This is a genomic window from Ancylobacter novellus DSM 506, assembly GCF_000092925.1.
Taxonomy (GTDB): Bacteria; Pseudomonadota; Alphaproteobacteria; order Rhizobiales; family Xanthobacteraceae; genus Ancylobacter; species Ancylobacter novellus.
On sequence record NC_014217.1, the window covers coordinates 909371 to 923491 of the forward strand.

Consider the following 14121-nt stretch of genomic DNA (forward strand, 5'->3'; position numbering starts at 1 on the left):
GCCGCTTACTCGTCCAGCACCTTCGCCCGCATCACCAGCTTCTCGCCGCGGATCTCGAAGCTGGCGAGGCGCGAGAGGAAGCTCATGCCGAGCAGGCTGTGCTTCAGCGTGCCGGGGCTGGCGATCAGCGCCGGCACGTCGCGCTCCTCGATGGAGCCGGCGATGGACACGCGGTCGAGCACCACGGCGGCAGCCTTGCCGCGGCCATTGGCGGTGTCGATCGGGATGTCGTAGCGCAGGAACTCGATTGGCAGGCCGACCGCCACAGCGTCCTCCGGCGTCAGCACCACGCTGGAGGCACCGGTATCGACCAGCATGGGGATGCGGTTGCCGTTGATCTCGACGCGCACGTTGAAGTCGCCGTCGCGGGCGCGGGCGACCTCGACCGCCGGCCCCCCGCTCTGGCTCAGCGGCACGGCATAGCCGGGCGCCAGCTCCGCCAGCACGCGATAGGCGACGGCGTGCAGTTCGTAGCGATAGGTGTAGCCCACGCCGAGCACGGCAAAGATCACCAGCCACAGCAGCGCGGCGCGCAGCGCCTCGCCGAGCCGGCCGGTGAAGCTGGCGAACAGGCCGGCGCCGACCACCAGCAGGATGGACGAATAGAAGACCATCTGGGCGATCTCGCCCGCGCCCAGCCCGCCGACATTGCCATAGGCGGAGGCCCAGAAGATCAGCCCGACGCCGGCGGCGAGGCCGATGACGACGGTCCACATCACGCGGTCGGCGTTCATGGCGTCACCTTCCGCGACAGGCGGGCCATGACGGCGCGGCGCTCGGCCTCGCTCATCGTGCTCCAGGCGCCGATCTCCTCCACCGTGCGGCCGCAGCCGACGCACACCCGTCCTGCGGCGTCGAGCACGCAGACGGAGACGCAGGGGGTGGAGATATCGGTCGGCATCGGATTCGGAACGCTCAAGGGTGCCGCGCGAAGATAAGCAGACCCAGAAGGAAGGCAATCTCGACGGCGAGGGTCGCGGTGCCCGCGACGTCTCCCGTCTGCCCGCCGAATTGGGCGCGGGCAAGGCGGACGATACCGAAAAACGCAGCGATTCCAAGGATAAGGCCGCCCGCAAGGGACAAGGGGCCGAAGGTGGGGATAATCACGAGCGCGGCGATCACGAGCGCGAGCACCAGCGCGGCGCGGCGGCTCTCCAGGCTCGGGACGCCGGCGCTGCGCGCGAGGCCGTCGGGGCGGGCGAAGGGCAGGGCGGCCACCATCCACAGCGCGGCGAGGCGGCCGACACCGGCCGCGGCGACCAGGCCCAGGCCGGCGGCCACTGCACCCTGACCCGCCAGCGCCGCCAGCGCGCCGATGCGCAGGGCGAAGGCGAGGATGAGCGCGCAGACCCCGAAGGAGCCGACGCGGCTGTCCTTCATGATCTCCAGCCGCCGGGCGACGCTGTTGCCGCCGAGCGCGTCGGCGACGTCGCCGAGTCCGTCCTCGTGCAGCGCGCCGGTGATCGCCACCAGCACGCCGACCGCCAGCGTCGCGGCGAGGAACTCGCCGAGGCCCAGCGCATGGGCGGCGACCAGCGCGATGCCGCCGATCAGGCCGAGGATGGCACCGGCGATGGGGAAGGCGGGGCCGAGCCGGTCGAGGTCGGGCGGGCCGTCGACGGCCGGCTTGGACGGGAGGCGCACGGGCAGCCGCGAGAGGAAGCGCAGGGCCGGCAATATCTCTCGCAGCACCTCGCCGGGAGCGGGACGCATGGGACGCCTCACCGCTCGATCAGGAAGTCGCCCGGCGGGCGGCGGTGCTCCCAGCCGGCGCGCTCGAGCTCGGGAATGTCCGAGCGCTCGGCCGGATAGCCTATGCACAGATAGCCGACCAGCCGCCAGCGCTCGGGCACGTCGAGCGCGCGGATGACGGCCCCAGGGTCGAGGATCGACACCCAGCCGACCCCGATGCCGCGCGCGGTCGCAGTCAGCCACAGCGTGTGGATGGCGAGCACGGCGGAATAGGCGACGGTCTCCGGCATGGTGGCGCGGCCAAGGCCATGCCCGGCTTCCGGCTCGGGCTCGACGAAGACGGCGAACTGCTCAGGCGCGTCGTCGAGCCCGGCGAGCTTGAGCCGCGCATAGAGACCGGCGCGCTCCTCCGGCTGGAGCGCGAGGGCGTCGGTGTTCGAGGCCTCGAACACCGCCCGCACCGCCGCCCGGCGCGCGGGCTCGCGCACCCGCACGAAGCGCCAGGGCTGGCTCAGGCCCACGCTCGGCGCCTGCGCCGCGCAGGCGAGAAGATCGGCGAGGCCGGCCTCATCCAAAGCCCGCCTGTCGAAGCGGCGCACGTCCCGCCGCCAGGCGAAGAGCGCATCGAGACCCTCGCGGAACGCCGTGTCGAAGGCGGGAGGGGCGGGCGTCAGGGGCATGGCCGTCGCCGGGACCGGATTTAAGGGTTGCGCGCACATGAGCGAGGGTCTACCCCGCCGCCGCGCCCGATGCGATCCCTTAATCCGGTCCCACCCGCGAGACTTCCATGCTGCGCTCCGCTTCCGGCCTGCCCTTCGACGACATCCGCAACCTCGTCGCCCAGATGCCGGGGCCGGACGAGGAGGCCCGCGCGGCCGCCGCGGCGCGGCAGGGGCAACTGGTCAAGCCGCCCGGCGCGCTCGGCCGGCTGGAGGAGATCGCGATCTTCATCGCCGGCTGGCAGGGCCGCGAGATCCCGCAGATCAATCGTCCGACCGTGGCGGTGTTCGCCGCCACCCACGGCGTGGCGGCGCGGGGCGTTTCGCCCTATCCGTCGGAAGTGACCAAGCAGATGGTCGCCACCTTCACCGACGGGAAGGCGGCGGTGAACCAGATCTGCGGCGTGTTCGGCGCCGGCCTGCGCGTCTTCGATCTCGCGCTCGACATGCCGACCCCGGACATCGTCGAGCGCGACGCGCTGACCGAGGCCGAATGCGCCGCGACCATGGCCTTCGGCATGGAGGCGCTGGCCGGCGAGCCGGACCTGCTCTGCCTCGGCGAGATGGGCATCGGCAACACCACCGTCGCCGCCGCGATCTTCCACGGGCTCTATGGCGGCGAGGCCGCCGAGTGGGTCGGGCCGGGCACCGGCGCCACCGGCGAGGTGCTGGCGCGCAAGGTCGAGGCGGTGCGGGCGGCGGTCGAGCGCTCCAGGGCGCATCTGGACGACCCACTGGAAGTGCTGCGCAAGCTCGGCGGGCGCGAGGTGGCGGCGATGGCCGGCGCCATCCTCGCCGCGCGGCTCCAGCGCGTGCCGGTTGTGCTGGACGGCTATGTCGTCACGGCCGCCGCCGCCGTGCTCAAGGCGCTAGACCTCACCGCGCTCGATCATTGCCTCGCCGGCCATGTCTCGGCCGAGCCGGCGCATCGCGCGGTGCTGGAGCGGCTGGGGCTGCGGCCGATCCTCGACCTCGGCATGCGGCTGGGCGAGGGCTCGGGGGCGGCGCTGTCGATCGGCGTCATCAAGTCCGCGCTCGCCTGCCATGCCGGCATGGCGACCTTTGCCGAGGCGGGTGTGGCGGAAGGCTGAGCGGATGCGGCGCCGGCACACCCACGGCCGGCGAAGCTGGCGGCCGGACACGTTCCGCTCGATCCTCGTCGCGGCGGCGCTGGTCGGCGTGGCGCTCATCGCCGAGCGCTTCGTGCCGGCGCTTACCGGCGTGGTGCGGATCTCCGACGGCGACAGCTTCGAGCTCGGCGGCGAGCGCATCCGGCTCGACGGCATCGACGCGCCCGAGCTGCACCAGAGCTGCGGCGCGCCGGACACGCGCTGGCCCTGCGGTGAGCGCGCCAGGGCGGCGCTGGAGACGATCATGGCCGAGGGCAAGGTGAGCTGCCGCCCGGTCGACGAGGACCGCTACGAGCGCGCCGTCTCGGTGTGCGAGGCGGGCGGGCGCGACGTTGCCGCGAGGCTGGTCGAAGAGGGCTGGGCGGTGGCGACGGGGTTCGCCTATGCGGGTGAGCAGCGCGCCGCGCGGGCAGCTGGACGCGGCATCTGGGCCGGCCCGTTCGACATGCCCGCCGACTGGCGCGCCGCGCATCCGCGGCCGGCGTCCTAAGAGCTTGCCGTCATCCTCGGTCTTCCCATGATCGACCTCATCCTGAGGTGCCCGGCCAAAGGCCGGGCCTCGAAGGATGCTCGTTCGGGTGCACGGTGCCGACCATCCTTCGAGGCTCGCTGCGCTCGCACCTCAGGATGGGGGTCCTTTAGGGATGACGCTTCAGGGTTCTTTCGGGCACGGCCCTTCGCCCCTATCTAACGCCCATGCCCTCCGACACCCTCGACGCCGTCCTCGCCGAGATCCGCGCCTGCCGCGTCTGCGTCGAACACCCACTCGGGAAACCGCTGCCGCACGAGCCGCGGCCGGTGCTGCATGTCGGGCCGCGCTCGCGCATCCTCATCGCCGGGCAGGCGCCGGGCACCAAGGTGCATGCGTCCGGCCGTTCCTTTGACGACGCCTCGGGGAAAAGGCTGCGCGACTGGCTCGGCATCGACGCGGACACGTTCTACGACGCTGAACGCATCTCCATCGCCGCCATGGGCTTCTGCTTTCCCGGCCAGGACGCCAAGGGCGGCGACCTACCGCCGCGCCGGGAATGCGCGAGCCTGTGGCACGACCGGCTGTTCGCCGCGCGAAAGCCCTTCGAGCTGGTGGTGGCGGTGGGCGCGGCGTCGCAGGCCTATCATCTGAAGCGGCTGGGGCTGGAGCGTTTCGCCGCCGGCGGCCTCACCGAGCGGGTGGAGCGCTGGCGAGAGATCTGGGACGCGCGGGAGACACCGAGGATCGTCCCTCTGCCGCACCCCTCCTGGCGGAATACGGGGTGGCTCAAGCGCCACCCCTGGTTCGAGGCCGAGCTGGTGCCGGTGCTCAGGGCCGAGGTGGCACGGTTGCTGGGGTGAGACCACATTGGCCTGACGACCAACGGTGAGAGCGCCGTCATGCCCGGCCTTGGGCCGGGCATCCACGACTTGCCCGATCACGATCTAAAGGAAGGCGTGGATCCCCGGGCCAAGCCCGGGGATGACGTCGCACTTTTCAGCGCGACACCATGAGATGCCGGTTCAGCCGGCGCTCCAGCACGTCCCAGACGCGGCGGACGATCTCGACCATGACGAGGTAGAGCACCGCCGCCCAGAGATAGACCTCCATGTCGTAGGAGCGCGAGAAGGCGAGGCGGGTGACGCCCATCAGGTCGTAGACGGTGATCACCGAGGCGATGGCGCTCGACTTGATCATCAGGATCAATTCGTTGCCGAGCGGCCGCAAGCCGATGGCGATGGCCTGCGGCAGGATCACCTTGCGATAGGCGAGGAAGCGCGACAGGCCGAGCGACTGCGCCGCCTCCATCTGCCCCGCCGGCAGGCTTTGGATGCCGCCGCGCAATATTTCCGACTGATAGGCCGCGGTGTTGAGCGTGAAGGTGAACACCGCGCAGTTGAAGGCGTCGCGGAAGAACCACCACAGCCCGATGTCTGTGAGCTGCTCGCGGAACTGGCCGGCGCCGTAATAGACGAGGAAGGTCTGCGCCAGCAGCGGCGTGCCGCGGAAGAAATAGGAATAGCCGAAGGACAGGCGCGAGAGGAACTTGCCGCCTTCCACCCGCGCGATGGCGAGCGGCAGTGACAACAGCGCGCCGAGGAACACCGAGAGGCCGACCAGCTTCAGCGTCACCCAGACGCCGTCGAGGAAGCGCAGGCCGTAGCGGTCCATCAGGTCGGCGTTCAGGCCGATGAAGCCCATCAGCGACAGGAAGCCGGCGCCGAGCGCGTCGAGAACCGCTTGCATCAGTGGCCTCCTACGCGCTTGAAGCCGCGGGCCGCCCGGTCCTCCAGCTTGCCGAACACCACGCTCGAGGCACCGGAGAAGACGAGGTAGATCAGGCAGGCGACGAGGTAGAAGAAGAAGGGCTGCTTGGTCACGCCCACCGCGATGGCGGTCTGGCGCATCAGGTCGCTGATGGCGATGACCGAGACCAACGACGTGTCCTTCAGGAGCACCATCCAGTTGTTGGAGAGGCCCGGCAGGGCGACGCGCCAGAGCTGCGGGAAGGTGACCAGCCGGAAGGTGCGCCAGCCCGACAGGCCCAGCGCGGCGGCGGCCTCCTTCTGGCCTTTCGGCACGGCGCGGATGGCGGCGAGCAGCACCTCGCTGGAGAAGGCGCCGAGCACGAGGCCGAGCGCCACCACGCCGGCGACGAACTGGTTCACCTCGATGTTGGCGCCGTCCACCAGGTAGCCGGCGATGCGGGTGAGCAGCATCTGCCCGCCATAATAGACGATGAACAGCGTCAAGAGCTCGGGCAGGCCGCGGAAGATGGTGGTGTAGAGATTGCCGAAGCCGCGCAGGATGGCGGAACTGGAATCCTTCGCCAGCGCGATCATGAGGCCGATGGCGATGCCGACCGGCAGGGTGGCGAGCGCCAGCTCGATTGTGAGCAGCGCGCCCTGCGCGATCTCGTCTCCCCAGCCCTCAGGGCCGAAGGAGAGCAGTCTGAGCAGGTCCAGCATGACGCGAGAGGCGCTCCACGGTCGTGGGATGGGTGGCGCCGTTCCGGGAGCCTCTCCGGAACGGCGCCGCGGAGCGGTACGTCAGTAGACGCTGAAGGGGAAGTACTTGTCGTTGATCTTCTTGTAGGTGCCGTCGGCGACGATCTCGTCGATCGCCTTGTTGAACATGGCGACGAGCTCGGGATCGTCCTTGCGGATTCCCACGCCCACGCCCTCGCCGAAATATTTCGGGTCGGTGTATTCGGCGCCGGTGAACTTGCAGCAGGCGCCGTCCTTGGAGTTCAGCCACTCCAGCAGCACCACCTTGTCGGCCAGCACCGCGTCGAGGCGGCCATTGGCGAGGTCGAGATTCGCCTCGTCCTGCTTGCCGTAGAGCTTCACCTCGGCGCCGGCCTTGGCGTAGACGTCCTCGAGATAGTTGGAGTGGATGGTGGAGCCCTGCGCGCCCAGGGTCTTGCCCTTCAGCGAAGCCGGCGAGGTGTCGGTGATCTTGGAATCCTTCGGCACGGCGAAGGTGGCGGGCGTCTTGTAGTACTTCTTGGAGAAGTTGATCTGTTTCTTGCGCTCCTCGGTGATCGACATCGAGGCGACGATGGCGTCGTACTTGCCGGCGAGCAGCGCGGGGATGATGCCGTCCCAGTCCTGCGCGACGAAGGTGCAGGTGACCTTCATCTTCTCGCACAAGGCCTTGCCGATATCGATGTCGAAGCCCTTGAGCTCGTTGTTCTCGATGTAGTTGAAGGGCGGGTAGGCGCCCTCGGTGCCGATGCGGACGGTCTTCCACTCCTTGGCGGAAGCGCCGCTCAGGGAGGCGCCCATCGTGGCGGCGGCGAGGATGGCCGCGGCGGCGAAGCGGGTGAGGCTCATTCTGTTCCCCTCTGGAGATGTCTCTGGGCCGGCTGTTGTTGTTTCTCCGGCAACCCATGCTGGCACTATTTCCCGAGGATGCGCAACGGGGATGCTGCAATCCTAGCCATAAAGTCGGACTGACCCATTTATGTGCAGCGCAGCGCCATAAGCGCCGCCGATCGCGCGACGGGCCGGGGTGGGTTGACGCTGCCCGCGCGCTGGTGTCTCACGAGCGTCAAGTCATTCGGGAGGAGCGCGACATGGCGACCGCAGACGACGTGAAGGCAAGGCTGGCGCAGGTCTCGGCGCCGGACGGGCGCCCGGTCACCGAGACCGGGGCGCTGTCGGAAATCCTTGTCTCGGACGGCAAGGTCTATATGTCGATCACCGTGGATGCCGGCGAGGCGCAGGCCTGGGAGCCGGTGCGCGCGGCGGTGGAGCGCACGGTGCGCGGCACGCCGGGGGTAACCTCGGCGCTGGTCGCGTTGACCGCCGAGCGCAAGGCGGGTTCGGCCCCGGCGGGCGGCAGCTCGACGCAGCCGGTGCGCGTCTCCGGCCAGGGCGGCCAAGGCGGCGGTCACGCCGGCCATTCGCATGCCGGACACGCTCATGCCCAGCCGCCGGCCGATCCGCAGAAGGAAAGCCCCGGCCTGCCGGGCGTCGGCGCCATCATCGCGGTGGCCTCCGGCAAGGGCGGCGTCGGCAAGTCGACGCTCGCCGCCAATCTCGCGCTCGGCCTCGCCGCCTCGGGGCTGAGGGTCGGCCTGCTCGACGCCGACATCTACGGCCCCTCCGTGCCCCGGCTCATGGGCCTGAAGGGCCGGCCGGACGTGCAGGGGCGGATGATCACGCCGATGCACGCCTTCGGCCTCAAGGTCATGTCCATCGGCTTCCTTGTCGACGAGGAGACGCCGATGATCTGGCGCGGGCCGATGGTGATGTCGGCCATCAGCCAGCTTTTGAAGGAAGTGAACTGGGCGCCGCTCGACGTGCTCGTCGTCGACATGCCGCCCGGCACTGGCGACGCGCAGCTCACCATGGCCCAGCAGGTGCCGCTTGCCGGCGCGGTGATCGTCTCCACCCCGCAGGACCTCGCGCTGATCGATGCGCGGCGCGGCATCGCCATGTTCGAGAAGGTCAACGTGCCCGTCCTCGGCATCGTCGAGAATATGAGCTATTTCCTCTGCCCGCATTGCGGCGGGCGCTCGGACATCTTCGGCCATGGCGGCGCGCGTCACGAGGCGCAGCGATTCAACGTGCCCTTCCTCGGCGAGGTGCCGTTGCACCTGTCGATCCGCGAGACCTCCGATGCCGGCCTGCCCATCGTGGCGACGCGCCCGGACAGCCACGAGGCGCAGATCTATCGCGACATCGCCAATTCCGTGCGCGCCGCGCTGGCCGGCCGGAAGGCGAGCAGCCGTGCGGCGCCGCGCATCGTGATGGAGGGATGAGGGGCGTTCAGGCGGCGGGCGGCAGGAAGAAGCTCTCCAGCTCGGAAAAGCTCATCGCGCCTGCGGCAAGCTCGAAGGTGCCGCTCGCCTTCATCTCGCGGGCGGCATTGACGAAGGCGCCATAGGCGACCCGCGCCAGGGTGGAGCCGATGCTGATGCGCCGGACGCCCGCCTCCGCCAGTTCGGCCGCCGTGAAGCGCGCGGCGCCGATGCCGATGACGACGTTGACCGGCCGGCCGACCGAGGAGCAGACGGTCCGTACCGCCTCTATATCCGGCAGGCCAGGCGCGTAGAGCACGTCCGCGCCGGCGGCCTCGAAGGCCTGCAGCCGGCGGATCGTGTCGTCGAGGTCCGGGCGCCCCCAGAGGAAATTCTCGCAGCGCGCGGTGAGCACGAAATCCTCGGGCAAGGCGTTGCGCGCCTCGACGGCGGCCGCGATGCGCTCGGCCGCGAGGGTGAAGTCGTAGATCGGCGCTTCCGCCCGCCCCGTATGATCCTCCAGCGAGGCGCCGGCGAGCCCGATCTCCGCCGCCGCGCCAATCGTCTCGGCGGCGCTCTCCGGGCTGTCGCCGAAGCCCTTCTCCAGATCGGCCGAGACCGGCAGGGCCGTTGCGCCGACGATGGAGGCGCAGTGCGCCAGCATGTCCTCGCGTGAGGTCTGGCCCTCCACGACGCCGCGGGAGAACGCCATGCCGGCGCTCGTCGTCGCCAGTGCCGGAAACCCGAGGCGGGCAAGGATGCGGGCCGTGCCGACGTCCCATGGATTGGGAAGGATGAAGGCACCGGGACCATCATGAAGAGCGCGGAAGGCGGTCGCTTTCGTGGACATCGGCTCACTCCGAGGGGGGCTGAGCGACCCTAACGTCAGATGCGGAACATATCAAGAACGCATTCTCGATGCTTGCGGGCGCAGGCGTATCTGGATGGGAGGGGCCGCCGCCATCTGCCATCATCTTGAAGAAGGCTCGGCAGGCGTGTATATACGTTATCGTATATACATCATGTCGAGGTCGCCATGAGCACGGCCCGCATCTTCAAGTCCGGCAACAGTCAGGCGGTACGCCTGCCCAAGGAGTTCCGTCTCAAGGGCCCGGAGGTGGAAATCTTCCGGCGCGGGGACGAGGTCGTGCTTCGGGAGAAACGCGACGGCATGGCTCATGTCCTCGATATCATCGCGGATTTTCCGGAGGGCGCGCTGCTGGATGAGCCGGCGGACCCGCCGCCCGCGCCGGTGGAATTCGGCGACGAGTGATGGCGCCGCGCTATCTGCTCGACACCAACCTGATCATCCGCCTGCGGCGGCAGCGCCCGCCGGCGACCGTCGCCCGCTTCGCCGCGCTCCAGCCCGGCGAGGCGGTGATGTCGGCCGTCGTCTATGGCGAGCTTTGCTACGGGATCGCCAAGGGGCCCGATCCTGCGGCGGCGCGCGAGGTCCTGACCCGGCTCGTCGAGGCGGTCCCGGTCGCTCCGCTCCCCGCGTCGGCCGGCGAGGCCTATGGCCGCATCCGGGCCGAGCTCGAGGCGAGGGGAGCGATCATCGGCGCCAACGATCTCTGGATCGCCGCCCATGCGCTGGCGGCCGGACTTGTGCTGGTCACGGGGAACGGGAAGGAGTTTACCCGGGTCGAAGGGCTGATCGTCGAGGACTGGACCGCGTAGGGCCGACGCTCCCTCGACAAAAGGCGCAGCCCGCCTGCGGTTGCGCCGTCCAAGGGGCTGGCGTACCAGTAGGTCAACCAAGCAATCCGTGCGTGGAGCGCGCCAATGCGCCAACCACGCCGCAGAGGAATCCCCCTTCAGGAGAGAGACAGCATGAAGCGCCGTCAGTTCCTTGCCGCCGCCGGTACCGGCGCCGCGGCCTCCGCCGCCGTGGCGATGCCCGCCATCGCCCAGTCCGCCCCCGAGATCCGCTGGCGCCTCGCCTCCAGCTTCCCGAAGTCGCTCGACACCATCTATGGCGGCGCCGAGGTCATGTCGAAGATGGTCTCGGAGCTGACCGACGGGAAGTTCCAGATCCAGGTCTTCGCCGCCGGCGAGATCGTGCCCGGCCTGCAGGTGCTCGACGCGGTGCAGAACAACACCGTCGAGATGTGCCACACCGTCTCGTACTATTTCGTCGGCAAGGACCCGACCTTCGCGATCGCCGCCTCGGTGCCGTTCGGGCTCAACGCCCGCCAGCAGAACGCCTGGCTGTTCCAGAACGGCGGCAATGAGCTGTTCAACGAATTCTACAAGAAATACAACGTCTACGGCCTGCCCTGCGGCAATACCGGCGCGCAGATGGGCGGCTGGTTCACCCGCGAGATCAAGAACGTCGCCGACATGAACGGCCTGAAGATGCGCATCGGCGGCATCGCCGGGCAGGTCATGGCCAAGCTCGGCGTGGTGCCGCAGCAGATCGCCGGCGGCGACATCTACCCGGCGCTGGAGAAGGGCACCATCGACGGCGCCGAGTGGGTCGGCCCCTATGACGATGAGAAGCTCGGCTTCTACAAGGTCGCCAAGTACTATTATTACCCCGGCTGGTGGGAAGGCGGCCCGACCATCCACGCCTTCGCCAATCTCGGCAAGTTCGAGGAGTTGCCGAAGAACTACAAGGCGGCGCTGGTCGCCGGCGCGACCTATGCCAACACCATCATGCAGGCGCGTTACGACGTGCAGAACCCGCCGGCGATCAAGCGGCTGGTGGCGAACGGCACGCAGCTTCGCCCCTATCCGATGGAAGTGATGGAAGCCTGCCTCAAGGCCACCAACGTGCTCTGGGGCGAGATCTCCGCCAAGAACGCCGACTTCAAGAAGGCGATCGACACCATGCAGGCTTTCCGCAACGAGGAGAACCTGTGGTGGCAGGTGGCGGAATACACCTTCGACAGCTTCCAGATCCGCACCCGCCCGCGCGGGTGAGATGAACCGATAGGCGTCATCCCGGCCAAGCGTTCAGCGAGAGCCGGGATCGCTCGCCGATTCCAGCGCGATCCCGGATCGGCCTGCGGCCGTCCGGGATGACGGCTTCGAGAGGTGTTCGAGCCGTAACGCCTTCGCAGTTGCCCTGCGCGGCCGGCTGTTGCAAACATCGCCGCCCGCCTTGCAGGGATGACTGCCCATGAAGCGCCGCCAGTTCCTTCGAACCGCCGCTCTCGCCGCTCCGGCGACCGCGATCGCCGCGCCGGCCATCGCCCAGTCGGCGCCGCAGGTGCGCTGGCGCCTCACTTCCAGCGTGCCCAAGGTGCTGGACACCATCTTCGGCGCCAACGAGCTGGTGTCGAAATATGTGAGCGAGGCGACCGACGGGCGGTTCACCATCCAGAACTTCGCCGCCGGCGAGATCGTGCCGGGGCTGCAGGCGCTCGACGCGGTGCAGAACGGCACGGTCGAGGTCGCGCAGACGCCGCTCTACTACTATACCGGCAAGGACCCGTCCTTCGCCTGTTTCACCACCACGCCCTTCGGGCTGAACGCCCGCCAGCAGAACGCCTGGTTCTACCATGGCGGCGGGCGCGAATTGCAGGACGAGTTCCTCGCCAAATACAATCTCGTCGGCTTCCTCGGCGGCAATACCGGCACCCAGATGGGTGGCTGGTTCCGCAAGGAGGTGAAGGACCTCGCCGACTTCAAGGGACTGAAGTTCCGCATCGGCGGCATCGCCGGGCAGGTGGTGGCCAAGCTCGGCGTGGTGCCGCAGCAGATCGCGCCGGGCGACATCTATGCCGCGCTGGAGAAGGGCACCATCGACGCCTGCGAATGGGTCGGGCCCTATGACGACGAGAAGCTCGGTTTCGTGCGCGTCGCGCCCTATTACTACTATCCCGGCTGGTGGGACGGCGGCCCGACCATGAACGTCGTCGTCGACCGCACCAAGTGGAACGGCTTGCCGCGCGCCTATCAGGCGATCTTCGAGGCGGCCGTCGCCTACGCCAATGCCGACATGCTGGCGAAATACGATGCCCGCAACCCGGCGGCGCTGCGCCGGCTGGTGGCGGCGGGCGCGCAGCTCAAGCCCTTCCCGCAGAGCTTCCTCGACGCGTCCTGGACCGCCGCCAACGAGCTCTTCGCCGAGATCGGCGCCAAGAATGCCGGCTTCAAGAAGATCATGGATTCGCTGATCGCCTTCCGGAACGAGGAATATCTCTGGTGGCAGGTCGGCGAATACCCCTATGACGCCTACATGATCCGCGCCCGAAGCCGCGGGTGACAAGAACGACAAGGGAAATGCCGATGCCGACCTCGACCTCCCGCCGCCGCCTCATCAAGGGGGCCGGCCTCGCCGGCGCCGCGGCCGCTGCCACGACGATCGCGGCTCCCGCCATCGCCCAGCCCGAGCCGACGGTGCGCTGGCGCCTCACCTCGAGCTACCCGAAGTCGCTCGACACCATCTACGGCGCCTCGACCCTGCTGTCGAAATATGTCGGCGAGTCCACCGACGGGCGCTTCACCATCGACGTCTTCGCGCCGGGCGAGATCGTGCCCGGTCTGCAGGCGCTCGACGCGGTGCAGAACCACACGGTCGAGGTCGCCCAGACCGCGCTCTACTACTACATCGGCAAGGACCCGGCCTTCGCGCCCTTCACCACGCTGCCCTTCGGGCTCAACGCCCGCCAGCAGACCGCGTGGCTCTATCATGGCGGCGGCATCGAGCTGCAGAACGCCTTCCTCGCCAAGCACAACGTCATCGGCTTCGCCGGCGGCAACACGGGCGCGCAGATGGGCGGCTGGTTCCGCAAGGAGATCAAGACCGTCGCCGACCTCAAGGGCCTGAAGATGCGGCTGCCGGGGATCGCCGGGCAGGTGCTGGCGCGGCTCGGGCTGGTGCCGCAGAACCTTGCCGGCGGCGACATCTACCCGGCGCTGGAGAAGGGCACGATCGACGCGGCCGAGTTCGTCGGTCCGGTCGACGACGAGAAGCTCGGCTTCAACCGCGTCGCGCCCTATTACTACTATCCCGGCTGGTGGGAGGGCGGCCCGACCATCCACTTCATCGCCAACCTCAAGGCCTGGAACGAACTGCCCCGGCACTACCAGGCGGCGTTCGAGGCGGCGGCGGCCTACGCGAACGCCGACATGCTGGCGAAATACGACGCGCGCAACCCGGCGGCGCTGCGCCGGCTCGTGGCGGGCGGGGCGCAGCTTCGCCCCTTCCCAGCGGAGGTCATGGACGCCTCCTATAAGGAGAACACCGCGCTGATGGCGGAGATCTCCGCCAAGAACGCCGAGTTCAAGACGATCTACGACTCGATGCTCGCCTTCCGCAACGAGGAATACCTGTGGTGGCAGGTCGGCGAGTATCCCTATGACGGCTACATGATCCGCGCCCGCACGCGCGGGTGAGGGCACCTTCCCGTA

17 protein-coding genes are annotated in these 14121 nt (G+C 69.0%); 9 read left to right on the top strand and 8 right to left on the bottom strand.

Annotation, left to right across the window (positions count from 1 at the left end):
• Positions 1–5: 5 nt before the first annotated feature.
• The 4 genes from SNOV_RS04370 to bluB are packed head-to-tail and all read right to left on the bottom strand — an operon-like array spanning position 6 to position 2372.
• Positions 6–734, bottom strand: coding sequence for a TIGR02281 family clan AA aspartic protease (locus tag SNOV_RS04370; protein WP_013165703.1), 729 nt, complete (start codon positions 732–734; stop codon positions 6–8).
• A complete protein-coding gene (locus tag SNOV_RS04375) occupies positions 731–901 on the bottom strand; it encodes a DUF1289 domain-containing protein (RefSeq protein ID WP_013165704.1) in 171 nt (56 codons plus the stop codon). Before SNOV_RS04375 ends, SNOV_RS04370 begins: the two co-directional genes overlap by 4 nt.
• 14 nt (positions 902–915) lie before the next feature.
• Positions 916–1713, bottom strand: a complete 798-nt coding sequence (locus SNOV_RS04380; protein ID WP_013165705.1) for an adenosylcobinamide-GDP ribazoletransferase — start codon at positions 1711–1713, stop codon at positions 916–918.
• 8 nt (positions 1714–1721) lie between these two features.
• Entirely contained in the window at positions 1722–2372 is a 651-nt protein-coding gene (bluB, locus tag SNOV_RS04385) for a 5,6-dimethylbenzimidazole synthase (RefSeq protein WP_013165706.1), read from the bottom strand.
• A 107-nt stretch (positions 2373–2479) separates the two neighbouring features.
• Between bluB and cobT the strand changes: the two genes are divergently transcribed.
• The 3 genes from cobT (at position 2480) to SNOV_RS04400 (ending at position 4873) form a co-directional block, all read left to right on the top strand.
• Positions 2480–3502: a nicotinate-nucleotide--dimethylbenzimidazole phosphoribosyltransferase gene (gene cobT, locus SNOV_RS04390; RefSeq protein WP_013165707.1), complete on the top strand. Its 1023-nt coding sequence runs from the start codon at positions 2480–2482 to the stop codon at positions 3500–3502.
• Positions 3503–3506: 4 nt separating this feature from the next.
• Positions 3507–4031, top strand: coding sequence for a thermonuclease family protein (locus SNOV_RS04395; RefSeq protein ID WP_013165708.1), 525 nt, complete (start codon positions 3507–3509; stop codon positions 4029–4031).
• Between the two features lie 206 nt (positions 4032–4237).
• Entirely contained in the window at positions 4238–4873 is a 636-nt protein-coding gene (locus tag SNOV_RS04400) for a uracil-DNA glycosylase family protein (RefSeq protein WP_013165709.1), read from the top strand.
• A gap of 136 nt (positions 4874–5009) precedes the next feature.
• Here SNOV_RS04400 and SNOV_RS04405 read toward each other — a convergent pair whose 3' ends face one another.
• The 3 genes from SNOV_RS04405 to SNOV_RS04415 all read right to left on the bottom strand — a co-directional run bounded on the left by SNOV_RS04405 (position 5010) and on the right by SNOV_RS04415 (position 7348).
• Positions 5010–5759: an ABC transporter permease gene (locus SNOV_RS04405; protein WP_013165710.1), complete on the bottom strand. Its 750-nt coding sequence runs from the start codon at positions 5757–5759 to the stop codon at positions 5010–5012.
• On the bottom strand, positions 5759–6481 hold the full coding sequence (locus tag SNOV_RS04410) for an ABC transporter permease (RefSeq protein ID WP_013165711.1): 723 nt from the start codon (positions 6479–6481) through the stop codon (positions 5759–5761). The genes SNOV_RS04405 and SNOV_RS04410 overlap by 1 nt, the downstream gene beginning before the upstream one ends.
• Before the next feature lie 81 nt (positions 6482–6562).
• Positions 6563–7348 (bottom strand): ABC transporter substrate-binding protein, encoded by a 786-nt coding sequence (locus SNOV_RS04415; protein WP_013165712.1) that lies wholly within the window; start codon positions 7346–7348, stop codon positions 6563–6565.
• A gap of 242 nt (positions 7349–7590) precedes the next feature.
• Here SNOV_RS04415 and apbC point away from each other — a divergent pair, with 242 nt between their 5' ends.
• A complete protein-coding gene (gene apbC / locus SNOV_RS04420; RefSeq protein WP_013165713.1) occupies positions 7591–8781 on the top strand; it encodes an iron-sulfur cluster carrier protein ApbC in 1191 nt (396 codons plus the stop codon).
• A 7-nt stretch (positions 8782–8788) separates the two neighbouring features.
• On the opposite strand, the gene SNOV_RS04425 is transcribed toward apbC, so the two are convergent.
• Entirely contained in the window at positions 8789–9610 is an 822-nt protein-coding gene (locus SNOV_RS04425; RefSeq protein ID WP_013165714.1) for an isocitrate lyase/PEP mutase family protein, read from the bottom strand.
• Positions 9611–9796: 186 nt separating this feature from the next.
• On the opposite strand from SNOV_RS04425, the gene SNOV_RS04430 reads away from it, so the two are divergent.
• From SNOV_RS04430 to SNOV_RS04450, 5 genes are all read left to right on the top strand, one after another.
• On the top strand, positions 9797–10033 hold the full coding sequence (locus SNOV_RS04430; protein ID WP_013165715.1) for an antitoxin: 237 nt from the start codon (positions 9797–9799) through the stop codon (positions 10031–10033).
• Positions 10033–10440, top strand: coding sequence for a type II toxin-antitoxin system VapC family toxin (locus tag SNOV_RS04435; protein ID WP_013165716.1), 408 nt, complete (start codon positions 10033–10035; stop codon positions 10438–10440). Before SNOV_RS04430 ends, SNOV_RS04435 begins: the two co-directional genes overlap by 1 nt.
• A gap of 153 nt (positions 10441–10593) precedes the next feature.
• Complete coding sequence (locus SNOV_RS04440; RefSeq protein WP_013165717.1) at positions 10594–11685, top strand: TRAP transporter substrate-binding protein; 1092 nt, start codon at positions 10594–10596, stop codon at positions 11683–11685.
• Between the two features lie 199 nt (positions 11686–11884).
• Complete coding sequence (locus SNOV_RS04445; RefSeq protein WP_013165718.1) at positions 11885–12973, top strand: TRAP transporter substrate-binding protein; 1089 nt, start codon at positions 11885–11887, stop codon at positions 12971–12973.
• Positions 12974–12996: 23 nt separating this feature from the next.
• Entirely contained in the window at positions 12997–14106 is a 1110-nt protein-coding gene (locus tag SNOV_RS04450) for a TRAP transporter substrate-binding protein (RefSeq protein ID WP_013165719.1), read from the top strand.
• The last annotated feature ends 15 nt before the right edge of the window (positions 14107–14121 follow it).

What these genes read in the sequence shown, in the direction of transcription:
- SNOV_RS04370 (WP_013165703.1), bottom strand. Translation starts at nt 734, where the DNA reads ATGAACGCCGACCGCGTGATGTGGACCGTCGTCATCGGCCTCGCCGCC.
- SNOV_RS04375 (WP_013165704.1), bottom strand. Translation starts at nt 901, where the DNA reads ATGCCGACCGATATCTCCACCCCCTGCGTCTCCGTCTGCGTGCTCGAC.
- SNOV_RS04380 (WP_013165705.1), bottom strand. Translation starts at nt 1,713, where the DNA reads ATGCGTCCCGCTCCCGGCGAGGTGCTGCGAGAGATATTGCCGGCCCTG.
- bluB (WP_013165706.1), bottom strand. Translation starts at nt 2,372, where the DNA reads ATGCCCCTGACGCCCGCCCCTCCCGCCTTCGACACGGCGTTCCGCGAG.
- cobT (WP_013165707.1), top strand. Translation starts at nt 2,480, where the DNA reads ATGCTGCGCTCCGCTTCCGGCCTGCCCTTCGACGACATCCGCAACCTC.
- SNOV_RS04395 (WP_013165708.1), top strand. Translation starts at nt 3,507, where the DNA reads ATGCGGCGCCGGCACACCCACGGCCGGCGAAGCTGGCGGCCGGACACG.
- SNOV_RS04400 (WP_013165709.1), top strand. Translation starts at nt 4,238, where the DNA reads ATGCCCTCCGACACCCTCGACGCCGTCCTCGCCGAGATCCGCGCCTGC.
- SNOV_RS04405 (WP_013165710.1), bottom strand. Translation starts at nt 5,759, where the DNA reads ATGCAAGCGGTTCTCGACGCGCTCGGCGCCGGCTTCCTGTCGCTGATG.
- SNOV_RS04410 (WP_013165711.1), bottom strand. Translation starts at nt 6,481, where the DNA reads ATGCTGGACCTGCTCAGACTGCTCTCCTTCGGCCCTGAGGGCTGGGGA.
- SNOV_RS04415 (WP_013165712.1), bottom strand. Translation starts at nt 7,348, where the DNA reads ATGAGCCTCACCCGCTTCGCCGCCGCGGCCATCCTCGCCGCCGCCACG.
- apbC (WP_013165713.1), top strand. Translation starts at nt 7,591, where the DNA reads ATGGCGACCGCAGACGACGTGAAGGCAAGGCTGGCGCAGGTCTCGGCG.
- SNOV_RS04425 (WP_013165714.1), bottom strand. Translation starts at nt 9,610, where the DNA reads ATGTCCACGAAAGCGACCGCCTTCCGCGCTCTTCATGATGGTCCCGGT.
- SNOV_RS04430 (WP_013165715.1), top strand. Translation starts at nt 9,797, where the DNA reads ATGAGCACGGCCCGCATCTTCAAGTCCGGCAACAGTCAGGCGGTACGC.
- SNOV_RS04435 (WP_013165716.1), top strand. Translation starts at nt 10,033, where the DNA reads ATGGCGCCGCGCTATCTGCTCGACACCAACCTGATCATCCGCCTGCGG.
- SNOV_RS04440 (WP_013165717.1), top strand. Translation starts at nt 10,594, where the DNA reads ATGAAGCGCCGTCAGTTCCTTGCCGCCGCCGGTACCGGCGCCGCGGCC.
- SNOV_RS04445 (WP_013165718.1), top strand. Translation starts at nt 11,885, where the DNA reads ATGAAGCGCCGCCAGTTCCTTCGAACCGCCGCTCTCGCCGCTCCGGCG.
- SNOV_RS04450 (WP_013165719.1), top strand. Translation starts at nt 12,997, where the DNA reads ATGCCGACCTCGACCTCCCGCCGCCGCCTCATCAAGGGGGCCGGCCTC.